The sequence below is a fragment of the Nocardia sp. AB354 genome, from assembly GCF_049538315.1.
GTDB lineage: Bacteria > Actinomycetota > Actinomycetes > Mycobacteriales > Mycobacteriaceae > Nocardia > Nocardia nova.
The window spans coordinates 122275-134695 of record NZ_JBMVFU010000008.1 but is presented as its reverse complement, the minus strand read 5'-3'; the positions used below and the strand labels follow the sequence as shown (position 1 = coordinate 134695).

General features: G+C 68.2%; 10 protein-coding genes. 5 read left to right on the top strand and 5 right to left on the bottom strand.

Annotated features, from left to right (window positions below):
- Window positions 1-61: 61 nt before the first annotated feature.
- Both ACPCUW_RS13980 and ACPCUW_RS13975 read left to right on the top strand, forming a co-directional pair.
- Complete coding sequence (locus tag ACPCUW_RS13980; protein WP_423425192.1) at window positions 62-1543, top strand: SDR family NAD(P)-dependent oxidoreductase; 1482 nt, start codon at window positions 62-64, stop codon at window positions 1541-1543.
- Between the two features lie 473 nt (window positions 1544-2016).
- A complete protein-coding gene (locus ACPCUW_RS13975; protein WP_228793512.1) occupies window positions 2017-2400 on the top strand; it encodes a DUF2784 domain-containing protein in 384 nt (127 codons plus the stop codon).
- 14 nt (window positions 2401-2414) lie between these two features.
- Here the strand turns inward: ACPCUW_RS13975 and ACPCUW_RS13970 are convergent, their stop codons facing one another.
- On the bottom strand, window positions 2415-2987 hold the full coding sequence (locus tag ACPCUW_RS13970; RefSeq protein ID WP_030514491.1) for a TetR/AcrR family transcriptional regulator: 573 nt from the start codon (window positions 2985-2987) through the stop codon (window positions 2415-2417).
- Between the two features lie 102 nt (window positions 2988-3089).
- On the opposite strand from ACPCUW_RS13970, the gene ACPCUW_RS13965 reads away from it, so the two are divergent.
- Window positions 3090-4334 carry an FAD-dependent monooxygenase gene (locus tag ACPCUW_RS13965; protein WP_423425190.1) on the top strand — a complete coding sequence of 415 codons (1245 nt, stop codon included), beginning with the start codon at window positions 3090-3092 and terminating at the stop codon, window positions 4332-4334.
- Between the two features lie 6 nt (window positions 4335-4340).
- On the opposite strand, the gene ACPCUW_RS13960 is transcribed toward ACPCUW_RS13965, so the two are convergent.
- Entirely contained in the window at window positions 4341-4751 is a 411-nt protein-coding gene (locus ACPCUW_RS13960; protein WP_423425188.1) for a hypothetical protein, read from the bottom strand.
- Window positions 4752-4911: 160 nt separating this feature from the next.
- On the opposite strand from ACPCUW_RS13960, the gene ACPCUW_RS13955 reads away from it, so the two are divergent.
- Both ACPCUW_RS13955 and ACPCUW_RS13950 read left to right on the top strand, forming a co-directional pair.
- Window positions 4912-5949 carry a nucleoside hydrolase gene (locus tag ACPCUW_RS13955; protein WP_423425391.1) on the top strand — a complete coding sequence of 346 codons (1038 nt, stop codon included), beginning with the start codon at window positions 4912-4914 and terminating at the stop codon, window positions 5947-5949.
- 47 nt (window positions 5950-5996) lie between these two features.
- Complete coding sequence (locus ACPCUW_RS13950; protein WP_195074277.1) at window positions 5997-6833, top strand: amidohydrolase family protein; 837 nt, start codon at window positions 5997-5999, stop codon at window positions 6831-6833.
- Between the two features lie 39 nt (window positions 6834-6872).
- On the opposite strand, the gene meaB is transcribed toward ACPCUW_RS13950, so the two are convergent.
- Genes meaB through ACPCUW_RS13935 form a run of 3 tightly spaced genes read right to left on the bottom strand, consistent with a single transcriptional unit; the run spans window position 6873 to window position 12135 of the window.
- Window positions 6873-8018 carry a methylmalonyl Co-A mutase-associated GTPase MeaB gene (gene meaB / locus ACPCUW_RS13945; RefSeq protein ID WP_423425187.1) on the bottom strand — a complete coding sequence of 382 codons (1146 nt, stop codon included), beginning with the start codon at window positions 8016-8018 and terminating at the stop codon, window positions 6873-6875.
- On the bottom strand, window positions 8015-10276 hold the full coding sequence (gene scpA, locus ACPCUW_RS13940; RefSeq protein WP_423425185.1) for a methylmalonyl-CoA mutase: 2262 nt from the start codon (window positions 10274-10276) through the stop codon (window positions 8015-8017). Before scpA ends, meaB begins: the two co-directional genes overlap by 4 nt.
- On the bottom strand, window positions 10276-12135 hold the full coding sequence (locus ACPCUW_RS13935; RefSeq protein WP_423425183.1) for a methylmalonyl-CoA mutase family protein: 1860 nt from the start codon (window positions 12133-12135) through the stop codon (window positions 10276-10278). The genes scpA and ACPCUW_RS13935 overlap by 1 nt, the downstream gene beginning before the upstream one ends.
- Window positions 12136-12421: the final 286 nt, after the last annotated feature.

Sequence of the window (12421 nt, the reverse complement as noted above, 5' to 3'; positions counted from 1 at the left end):
AGCCGCGATGCGACAATAGGCGTCGCACATTCCCGCACACGAAGGATCATCCGGCAGCACGATGGCTGAGCACACCACGACGAACGCGCCCACCACTCCCCTGCCGGACACCATCGATCCCGAGGAGCTCGCGATCTGCCTGCGCGTCCTCGACCAGGCCGCACTGCTCGACGACGACAACCCCGATTCCATCGCGGTGCAGCGTGCGGTCGGGCACATGTTCAAGAGACTGAAGCGGCGCCGCCGCACTCAGGCCCGCGACGCCGTCGCCGCCGCCGACCGGGCGGTGGTCGCCGCCACCGCCACCGGCTCCCCGAACCGCATCGACGACGAGACCGCCGGCATCCCGCTCTCCACGTCCGTCGACGGCGACGCCGCCGGCACCCTGCTGCGCCCGCGGCCCTGCTACATCTGCAAACAGCGCTACACCCGCGTCGACCGGTTCTACCACCAGCTCTGCCCGGACTGCGCCGCCCGCAACCATGCCAAACGCGATGCCCGCACCGACCTGTCCGGCCGCCGCGCGCTGCTGACCGGCGGCCGCGCCAAGATCGGCATGTACATCGCCCTGCGACTGCTGCGCGACGGCGCCCACACCACGGTCACCACCCGCTTCCCCAACGACGCGATCCGCCGCTTCACCGCCCAGCCCGACAGCGCCGAATGGCTGCACCGGCTGCGGATCGTCGGCATCGACCTGCGCGATCCGGCCCAGGTCGTCGCCTTGGCCGACGATGTCGCCGCGCAGGGACCGCTGGACATCATCATCAACAACGCCGCCCAGACCGTCCGGCGCTCGGCAGGCGCCTACGCCGCACTGGTCGAGGCCGAATCCGCCCCGCTCCCCGCCGGCGAGCTGCCCGACACCATCACCTTCGGCCACACCACCCAGGCCCATCCGAACGCACTCACCGCGTCCCTGCACTCCGTGTCGGCACCGACCACGCTGTCCGCCGCCGAGGTCACCGATCTCGCACTGGTCGCGGGATCGGCCACGCCCGAACGCATTTCGCGCGGTGTGGCGATCGACGCCGGTGGCCTGGTACCCGATCTGGCTCACTCCAACAGCTGGGTGCAGACCGTCGCCGAGGTCGACGCCACCGAACTGCTCGAAGTGCAGCTGTGCAACTCGACCGCACCGTTCCTGCTGATCTCCCGGCTGCGGCGCGCCCTCGCCGCATCACCGGCCCGCCGCAAGTACATCGTCAACGTCTCGGCCATGGAAGGTGTGTTCAGCCGCGGCTACAAGGGCCCCGGCCACCCGCACACCAATATGGCCAAGGCCGCGCTCAACATGCTCACCCGCACCAGCGCCCGCGAGATGTTCGAAACCGACCGCATCCTCATGACCGCCGTCGACACCGGCTGGATCACCGACGAGCGCCCGCACTACACCAAGCTCCGCCTCGCCGAGGAGGGATTCCACGCTCCCCTCGACCTCGTGGACGGCGCCGCCCGCGTCTACGACCCGATCGTGCGCGGGGAAGACGGCGACGACCTCCTCGGCTGCTTCCTCAAGGACTACGAGCCATCCAACTGGTGACCCCGGTCCTGTCGCGGCTGCTCTGTAGGGGTGAGTTTGTGGTGTGTTCGAGTGGCATGCGCCAGGGCTACACATGTTTAGATGCGCATATCGACGTATCGATATTGAATGCGGCTTCCAGGCGCCTGAGGACATTCCTGCAGCTCCGACACGACTCGAATCACCTCGTGGTGAAAGCACTGCAGGCGCTTCCCCCTCCCAGCCGGCCGGCCCGTACTCCCCCGCGGAAGGCCACGGCGCTTTTTCCCATGTCGTTGGCCTTGTTCGAGATGGACCGCTCCCCCATGTGTCGGCCGAGAGCCATGCCGAGCGATTAATTGTTCAATGCGCATATGTGCGTACCGATATCCTTTTACGCTCCGAGTCGCCGACCGCGGCCGGAAGGCCGTGGGAGACACGGTCGTTCACCCGGCAGGCGCCGACGCCCGAATCCCGCGCACGCCGGCGACAAGCGCCCTAATCTGGATTACGTGATGTACCGGCTGCTGGCAGATGCCACCGCGGGTGTGCATTTTCTGTTCATCGCCTACCTCGTCGTCGGCGGATTCGTCGCGTGGCGGTGGCGTTGGACGATCTGGACCCATATCGCCGCGGTGGCCTGGGGTTTCAGCACGGTACTCATCGGGGTCGACTGCCCCCTGACCTACCTGGAGACGTGGGCCCGGGAACGCGGCGGCGAAGCCGGCCTGCCGTCGACCGGCTTCATCGACTACTACATCACCGGGGTGCTCTACCCCCGCAGCGCTCTGGATCTCGTACGCATACTGGTCGTCGTGCTGGTGGCGGTGTCGTGGATCGGCTTCGTCCGGCTCGGTAGGCGGCGGCGGTACCGCTCTCACCACGCAGTCGCCGAATAGCGCACCCGCGCGAGCTATTCCCGGCTCATCGCTCGCACCGCACGGACGACGTCGTCGCCGGTCAGCTGATCACCCGCGGGCGCGATCAGCCACTGCAGCGCCATACCTTGGAACAGCGCGAAATAGAGCTTGGCGACGGCGCGGGCATCGCCGGCCGACAGCTCCGGATGAACTTCGCGCAGGGGCTCGACGAGTGCGGCATAGACCTCCTCGGTCGCACCCGAGAAGTACTCCTGGGATTCCGGCGACCGGGCCACTCGCACCCCGTTCTCGAAGCTGAGAATCAGCTCGTCCGGATGGTTCTGGATGACGTCCAGCATGCCGTTCCACGTGGCCTCCAGCGACTGCGCCAGGGTCCGCCCCTCCCCCGCGTCCCGGATGGCCGCCTCCATACCGCGGCCGATCTCGTCACCGGTCGCCTCGGCGATGGCCTCAGCGACCAACCGATCCTTGGTACCGAAGTGGTAGCCGATGGCCGCCAGGCTGACCCCGGCCGCGCCGGCGATGTCGCGCGCGGTCACCTTGGCGAGACCTCGCTCCAGAATCGCCTTCCTCGCCCCTGCCAACAGATCCTCTCGATTACCCATAAGCCCAGGTTACAACGTCTTAGACATTTGTACTAGACAAGCGTGCCAACCATATGGCACATTTGTCTAAGACGTTCGGACCAACCGATAGGAATCACCCCCATGAGCACCATCTCCCGCCCCCTGCACATCCTCGTCTCCGGCGGCGGCATCGCCGGCAATGCCGTTGCGCTGCAATTGCTTCGAGCCGGTATCGCGGTCACCGTCATCGAGCGCGCCACCGCTCCCCGGCCGGGCGGACAGGCTGTCGATCTGCGCGGACCCAGTCGCGAAGTGGCCGAGCGCATGGGCCTGATGCCGGGCATCGCCGAATACCAGCTCGAAGAACTCGGCATTTCCTACATCGACCACAAGGGACGCACCTACGCGAACATGGCGATGGAACATTTCGAGGGCAAGGGCCCGGTGGCCGACATCGAGATCACCCGCGGTGACCTCAATCAGGTACTGCTCGACGCCGTCGCCGCGGCCGGCGGTGAGCTGGATTACCGCTACGGCGAGTGGATCGAATCGCTGACCCAGGACGACACCGGCGTGACGGTGACGTTCGCCTCGGGACGCAGCGGCCACTTCGACCTCGTCGTCGGCGCCGACGGCGTGCATTCGGCGACCCGCCGGCTGGCCTTCGGTCCGGAGGAGCAGTTCAGCACCTTCCTCGGCGGCTACGCCTCGTTCTTCACGATGCCGACCCCGGCGGGGATCACGCCCGGCTGGTTCGCCATGCAGCTGGTTCCTTCCGCCGCGGTCGGCTTGCGGCCCGACCGCGATCCCGCGACCGCCAAGGCGATTCTCACTCTGCTCGGCGACCCCGATCCGGCGCTGCGCCGCGATACCGCCGCACAGCAGCGGCTGATCTGCGAGAAGGTCGGTTCGCAGCCGCACTGGCACGCGCCGACCATTCTGGCGGCCATGACCGAGGCCGACGACTTCTACTTCGACGAACTGGCGCGCATCGATATGCCCACCCTGGCGGCCGGGCGCGTGACGTTGGTCGGCGACGCCGGCTACTGCGGCTCACCGATGACCGGGATGGGCACGGCGATGGCGCTCGTCGGCGCATACATCCTCGCGGGTGAGCTGGCGGCCGATCCGGCCGATGTCCCGGCGGCGCTGCGCCGCTACGAGGAGAAGGTCACCCCGTTTCTCGACAAGGCCAAGGAACTCCCAGGCGGCGGAATCGATATGATGCTGTCCCCCAGCGCATTCGGCACATTCATGCGGCGAACCGCCAACCGGATCATGATGTCGAAGCCGATGCGGCCGGTCATGATGAAGCTGTTCTTCGGCAAGACCGACGACTACGAACTGCCCACGTACGAGAGTTCCGCCGCCACGACCGGACGGTAGGCACGGTCACAGCTGGGCCGTCGTGCCCGGCGCCAACCCCTCCGCGAGCCGCAGCTTGGCGGCCAGATCCGACAGCAATTCGATCGAGGAGGCGGACAGTCCGGCCGCTGTGCTCAGCAGACGCCGCAGCGCCGGATCGTCCACCGCCGCCGACACCAGGTCGTCACCGGGCACTGGATCACCGGGCCCACCGTCGTTGAAACGGGTCAATTCCACCGCCAGCACCCTGGCCACGGTTTCGACCAGAGCTCGGGACGGATTGTCGCGATTGCCCGACCGCAGCTGGGACAGATAGGTCGCCGAGACGGGATGCCCGGCCTGGGTCACGCGAAAAGCCAAGGCGCGATTGGTCATCCGGATACCGTGCGCCTGCTCCCACTGCGAGACGACCTCGTTGAAACGGTCCGCGAATCTCACCGGCGAAACACCCCCAGGCCGCTGCGAGGAACGCGCACGGTCCACAACACGAGAATTGACATGTCGAAACTACCCTCGTCCGCATCGTTTCGCCCGCCGACAGGCCGGACGGGGCGGCCCGGCGGCGGGCCGCTAGTCTCGCACCGTGCGGCAGACGATCATGGTGGACGTAGACACCGGAATCGACGATGCGCTGGCACTGCTGTATCTGCTGGCGGACCCGCAGCTGGAGATCGCCGGAATAGCCTCGACCGGAGGCAATGTCCCCACCGCGCAGGTCGCGGCGAACAATCTGGCCCTGCTGGATCTGTGCCGGGCGCCGGCCATCGAGGTGGCACTCGGCGCGGCGCAGCCGCTGGCGATCCCGCTGCGGACCACCGAGGACACCCACGGTCCGCACGGGATCGGCTATGCCGAACTGCCGCCCTCGCCGCGCCCGCTCTCGGATCGTTCGGCGGCGCAGTTGTGGGTCGACACGGTGCGGGCACGTCCGGGTGCGGTACTGGGCCTGTGCACCGGGCCCTTGACCAACCTGGCCCTGGCGCTGGAACTGGAACCCCGGCTGCCGCAACTGCTTCGGCGACTGGTGATCATGGGCGGCGCGTTCCGGCATCCGGGTAACACCACCCCGACCAACGAGTGGAACGTGCATGTCGACCCGGAGGCCGCCAAAGTGGTCTTCGACGCGTTCTCCGCCGCCCCGCAGGATCATCGGCCGATCGTCTGCGCGCTCGACATCACCGAATCGATCGAGATGTTCCCGGACCATCTGCGGCGGATCGCCGAGCGAGCGCACTGCGGCGGCGCCGCGATGCCGGCTCCCGGGGATCCGTCCGGCCTCCGGTCCGAGGCGGCCAATCCGATCGTGCGGTTCCTGATCGACGCGGTGCGGTTCTACTTCGAGTTCCACCAGCATTACGACCAGGGGTACCTGGCACATATGCACGATCCGTTCGCCGCGGCGGTCGCGCTCGAACCGACCCTGGCGGTGCTGCGCCCGGCAACGGTGGACGTCGAGCTCGCCGGAACGATCACCCGCGGCACCACGGTCGCCGATTGGGCGGGCATGTGGGGTCGCGCACCCAACGCCGATATCGCGGTCGGCACCGACCCGGCGGCCTTCTTCGACCGCATGATCGAGCGGATCGGTGATTTCGCGGCGGCGCTGTATCCGCCGGTGGCACAGGAGGTTCGGTGACGGTCGACGAGAGTGACCAGGCGGCGGTCGCGCAATTCCGGAGCCGGATGGAGCTGCCCGGAATCATCGATGTGCACACCCACTTCATGCCCGATCGGGTGCTGCACAAGGTGTGGGCGTATTTCGATTCCGCGGGTCCGCTGATCGGACGGCCGTGGCCGATCACCTATCGCGACGACGAGCAGCAGCGCCTCGATACGCTGCGCGGCTTCGGAGTGCGGGCGTTCACCTCCCTGGTGTATCCGCACAAACCCGATATGGCGGCGTGGCTGAACGAATGGGCGGCCGACTTCGCCGCGCGCACCCCGGACTGCTTGCACACCGCGACCTTCTACCCCGAGCACGGCGCCGGAAGTTATGTAAGCGCCGCGGTCGAATCCGGAGCGCGCATCTTCAAATCGCATATCCAGGTCGGCGATTATCATCCGGGCGACCCGCTGCTGACCGAAGTGTGGGGGCTGCTGTCCGAGGCTGGGATTCCGGTGCTGATCCACTGTGGCTCGGGGCCGGCGCCGGGTGAATTCACCGGTCCGGAACCGATAGCGGCACTGCTGCAGCGGTTTCCGCGGCTGACGCTGATCATCGCTCATATGGGCGTGCCGGAATACTCGCAGTTCCTCGACCTCGCCGAGCGCTACGACAACGTGCACCTCGACACCACGATGTCGTTCACCGATTTCATCGAAGAGCGAAACCCGTTCCCGCGCAACGAATATTCGCGCCTATCCGAGCTGGGCGAGCGAATCCTGTTCGGCAGTGACTTCCCGAACATCCCGTACTCCTACGCCCACGCGCTGGAAGCGCTCGAACGACTCGACTTGGGCGCGGACTGGGTGCGCGCGGTCTGCTACGACAATGCGGCGCGGCTGTTCCGGATGCGATGAGGTGTCCGGGCGCGAATTCTCGTCGCCCGGACAGCCCTGCTACTTCTCGTCGAAGGCGCGCAGCAGTTCCTCGGCTGCGAGGGCCGGGGTCAGCGATCCGTCGCGGATCTGCTTTTCCACCTGCGCGCGAATCGCTTTCACGCCGGGACTGTCGGCGAGCCGGCGCAGCAGCTGGTCGTGCACCATCGTCCAGGTCCAGTCGACCTGCTGGCGGCGGCGCTTCTCGGCGAACTCGCCCGCCTCGGTGAGAACGCGCCGGTGTTCGAGGACCGTATCCCAGAAGGTGTCCAGACCGGTGCCGTTGAGCCCGCTCATGGTGAGAACCGGTGGGCGCCAGAGGGATTCGCGCGGATGGATGAGTCGCATCGCACCCTGCAATTCGCGTGCGGCGGCCCGCGCCTCCACCTCGTGGCGGCCGTCGGCTTTGTTGACCGCGACCAGATCGGCCAGCTCCAGCACACCCTTCTTGATGCCCTGCAACTGATCTCCGGTGCGGGCCAGGGTGAGGAAGCAGAACACGTCGACCATATTCGCGACGGTCACCTCGGACTGGCCGACGCCCACCGTCTCCACCAGGATCACGTCGTAACCGGCGGCCTCGAGCAGCACAATGGTCTCGCGGGTCGCCTTGGCGACACCGCCCAGCGTGCCCGCGGTCGGCGACGGGCGGATGAACGCGTCACGTTCCACCGACAAACGCGCCATGCGGGTCTTGTCGCCGAGAATCGATCCGCCGGTGCGAGTCGAGGACGGATCCACCGCCAGCACCGCGACCCGATGCCCCTGGCCGATCAGATACATCCCGAGCGCGTCGATGAACGTCGACTTGCCCACGCCCGGAACGCCGGTGATACCGACGCGATTGGACGCGGCGGCGCCGGCTTCGGCCGTCAGCTCGAGCAGCAGCCGCTGTGCCGCCTCGCGGTGATCGGCGCGGGTGGATTCGACCAGCGTGATCGCGCGGGCGAGCGCGGCGCGCTGATTCTCGCGAATCGCACCCGCCAGCTCCGCCACATCGATGGTCCGGCGTTGGCCGCCGCCCGGCGACTGCGGTCCGTCCACGCGCAGCGCGGGAGGCAGGCCGCGGGCGGTGGACAGAGCCTGGCTTCCCGGCAACTCCGCCTTCGTGGGCACCTCAGCCCCAGCGGGCGCATCGCCCGCCGGGGTCCGGTCGGCGTCGCTCATTCCGCCTCGGCTTGTCCGCCGATCTCGTGGCCGAGTTCGGCCGCCAGCTTCTGCAGCAGACCGATCGCGGCATCGGCGATCACGGTGCCCGGCGGGAAGATCGCCGCGGCGCCGGCGGCATACAGCTCGTCGAAGTCACCGGGCGGAATCACGCCGCCGACGATGACCATGATGTCGGGGCGCCCGACATCGGCCAGTGCCTGCCGCAGGGCGGGCACCAGCGTGAGGTGACCGGCCGCCAGCGAGGAGACACCGACGATGTGCACGTCGTTGTCGGCCGCCTGCTGGGCCACCTCTTCCGGAGTCTGGAACAGCGGGCCCACATCGACGTCCATGCCGAGGTCGGCGAAGGCGGTCGCGATCACCTTCTGGCCGCGGTCGTGGCCGTCCTGGCCCATCTTGGCGACGAGGATGCGGGGGCGGCGGCCCTCGGCCTCGGCGAATTCCTCGACCAGCTCGATGGCCCTGCTGATGTTGGTCACCTTGCCGGCCTCCTCTCGGTAGACGCCCGACAGTGTGCGGATCTCGGCCTGATGGCGACCGTACACCTTCTCCAGCGCGTCGGAGATCTCGCCGACCGTGGCCTTGGCGCGGGCCGCGTCGATGGCCAGCGCGAGCAGGTTGTTGGCCATCCCGCCCTCGGAAGACGCTGCGGCCCTGGTCAATTCGGCCAGCGCCCGCTCAACCTCGGCGCTGTCGCGTTCGGCGCGCAGGCGGCGCAGCTTCTCGTTCTGCTCCGCGCGCACGCGCGAGTTCTCGACCTTGAGGACCTCGATCTCCTGGTCCTCGGTCACCTGGTACTTGTTGACGCCGATCACCGGCTGCGCGCCGGTGTCGATGCGCGCCTGGGTGCGGGCCGCGGCCTCCTCGATGCGCAGCTTCGGGATGCCCTCCGAAATCGCCTGCGCCATACCGCCGTGCGCCTCGACCTCGGCGATGTGGGCCCGGGCCCGCTCGGCGAGCTGGTGGGTCAGCCACTCCACGTAGTAGGAACCGCCCCACGGGTCGATCGGCCGCGTGGTCCCCGACTCCTGCTGCAGCAGCAGCTGGGTGTTGCGGGCGATGCGCGCGGAGAAGTCGGTGGGCAGCGCCAGCGCCTCGTCGAGGGCGTTGGTGTGCAGCGACTGCGTGTGGCCCTGGGTCGCGGCCATCGCCTCGACACACGTGCGCGCGACGTTGTTGAACACGTCCTGCGCGGTCAGCGACCAGCCCGAGGTCTGCGAGTGGGTGCGCAGCGAGAGCGACTTCTGGCTCTTGGGCTCGAACTTCGACACCAGCTCGCTCCACAGCAGGCGGCCCGCGCGCAGCTTGGCGACCTCCATGAAGAAGTTCATGCCGATGGCCCAGAAGAACGACAGCCGCGGCGCGAACTGATCGATCTCCATGCCCGCGTCCAGGCCGGCGCGAATGTATTCGACACCGTCGGCCAGTGTGTAGGCCAGCTCCAGGTCGGCGGTGGCTCCGGCTTCCTGGATGTGGTAGCCGGAGATCGAGATCGAGTTGAACTTCGGCATCTTCGCCGAGGTGTAGGCGAAGATGTCGGAGATGATCCGCATCGAGGGCTTGGGCGGATAGATGTAGGTGTTGCGGACCATGAACTCCTTCAGAATGTCGTTCTGAATGGTTCCGGCCAGCTGTTCGGGCTTGACGCCCTGTTCCTCGGCGGCGACGACGTAGAGCGCCAGGATCGGCAGCACCGCGCCGTTCATGGTCATCGACACCGACACCTGATCCAGCGGAATCCGGTCGAACAGTTCCCGCATATCCAGGATCGAGTCGATGGCGACGCCGGCCATACCGACGTCACCGGTGACGCGCGGGTGATCGGAGTCGTAGCCGCGGTGGGTCGCCAGGTCGAAGGCGACCGACAGGCCCTTCTGGCCCGCGGCCAGGTTACGCCGGTAGAAGGCGTTGGAATCGGCGGCGGTGGAGAAACCCGCGTACTGGCGGATGGTCCACGGCTGATTCACGTACATGGTCGGGTACGGTCCGCGCACGAACGGCGCCACACCGGGCACGCTGTCAAGCGGATAGCCTTCGGCCACAACGGCATCGCGGTCGGCCTTGGTGTACACCGGCGCGACGTCGATGCCTTCGGGGGTGGCCCAGACCAGTTGTTCGGGCGCGTAGCCGTTGGCGGCCGCCGATTCGGCGACGAACGCCTCGACGTCGCCGCCACCGGTCCGCCCGACCGCCGGTTCACCCAGCGGTACCTCGGCGAAGCTGCCGATCACGTGGTTCACATCTCGAGTAGTCATTACGCTCCCAGCTTCTCCAGCAGGCCGGACAGGGTCGCCACCGCGTCCATGCGGGCCGTGAGGAATCCGTCCGGCCGCTGTGTGCCGCTCACCTCGGCCACCGCCTTCTCGGGCCCGGCCAGCAGGACCGTCGTCACGCCGGCGTCGCGCAGCTGCTGCACGGCGGGCGCGGCCTCGGTGCCGTAGCGGGCGTCGCTGCCGCACAGCACCGCCATGGTCGCTCCGGATTCGGTTGCGGCAGAGCCGATCCCGGACGTCTCCAGCGCTCCCGGGTTCACCGTTTCGATGCCCCCGGAGGCCAGTACGTTCGCGGTGAAGGTCACGCGCACGTTGTGCTCGGCGACCGGGCCCAGCGGTACCAGCAGCGCCCGGGGCCGGCGGCCGTGGGCGGCCAGGTAGGCGTCCGAACGGTTGCGCAGCGCCTCGAAGGCCGCGCCGTAGCGGGCCACCCCGTTCGTGTCGCGCGCGGCCTCCGACAGCGGTTCCTCGGCGAGGTTCGGGAATTCGTTGACGCCGGTGACCGCGGTGCGGCGGTGGGCGATGTCGGATTCGCGGCGGGTCCGGGTGTCGGCGATGCGCTCGGCCAGCAGGCCGGACTCCAGCGCGGCGCGGTATCCGCCGGCGCGCTCGAGCTCCTGCATGAACGCCCACGCCGCACCGGCCACCTCCGCGGTGAGGCTTTCCACGTGCCAGGAACCCGCGCCCGGGTCCTGCACATGTCCGAGATGCGACTCCTCGAGCAGCAGCAGCTGCGTGTTGCGTGCCATGCGTTCCGAGAATGCTTGCGACACACCGAGTTCCCCGGCCGGCAGGGCCGCGTCGAAGGGCAGCACGGTGACCAGGTCCGCGCCGCCCACACCGGCGCCGAAGGCCGCCAGGGTGGTGCGCAGCATGTTCACCCACGGGTCGCGCTGGCTCAGCATCGCCTCGGAGGTCACGGCGTGTTGCGGGGCGTTGCCGAAGTCGGGCGCGGCCAGCTCGTGGGCCACCCGGGCCCACAGGCGCCGCGCGGCGCGGAATTTCGCGATCGTCTCGAACTGATCGTCGGTCGCCGCCAGCTGGAAACTCACCTGGTCCAGCGCGTCGGCGGCATCGAGTCCGGCGTCGGTGAGCGCGCGCAGGTAGTCGAGGCCCGCGGCGACGGCCGCGCCGATCTCCTGGGCATCGGACGCACCCGCGTTGTGGAAGACGGTGCCGGACACCGTGATCGCCCGGACGGTCTCGGTGCGGCCGGCGGCGGTGCGCGCCAGCTCGACCGCGGCGTCGAGGTCGGTGTCCGCCACTCCGGCGAAGCGGCTGGTCAGCGGCGCCGCGCCGAGGAAGACGTGGATATCGGAGCGGTCGGCCACCTCGTAGCCGTCCAGCAGGGTCAGCACCTGCGCGGCGGCGGCGGGGGTGTCCGCGCCCGCCCACAGGCTCAGGGGAGCCAGTTCGAACAGCAGTCCGCGCAGCGTGTCCGCCAGCCCGGCCACCGGGACGCCGTTCTCGCCGACCCCGAGCCATACGGAGCTGACGCCGTTCTCCAGAGCGGCGAGGATCTCCTCGTTGACGGCGGCCGGATCCGTTCCGGCGAAGCGGGCGCTGACATGCCAGCCCCGATGCACGTCGCGGGTGGCCTCGTTGCCGCGCACGAACGGGAACCGTCCGGGCAGAGGCTGTTCGGGCAGTTCGTCGCGACGGGTGTACAGCGGCGCGACGGTCACTCCGTCGTAATTGGTGACCTCGAGCAGGCGCTCCGGCTCGTCACCGAGTTCGGATGCCTCGACCTTGCGGGACTTGGCCAGCACTCCGGCCACACCCTTGCGCCATGCGGCGTATCCGGGCACGGTGTCCGCACCCGGATCTGAACCAATCGGCATCGCTGCTGTACCTCTTCCACTCGACTCCGATACTTCACTCGTACCGGATACCTACGCTGGGACCCAACTCTTCGCAGCGCCTTCGCAACCGCCTGTGTGACCCATTCACAGTGCGACGGGCGTGCGAAATCGGCAGGTCGACGACCAGTTCGGTTAACGATCATTCATCAACCTTCATTCGATGCTAGCCCGGTGTTCGCATACTCTTCGCACAGCCTGGCCATACCGACCGGTAACCTGTCGCGGTGCCGAGGACGACGAATGTGGCCTTGCGACTACTGCGCAA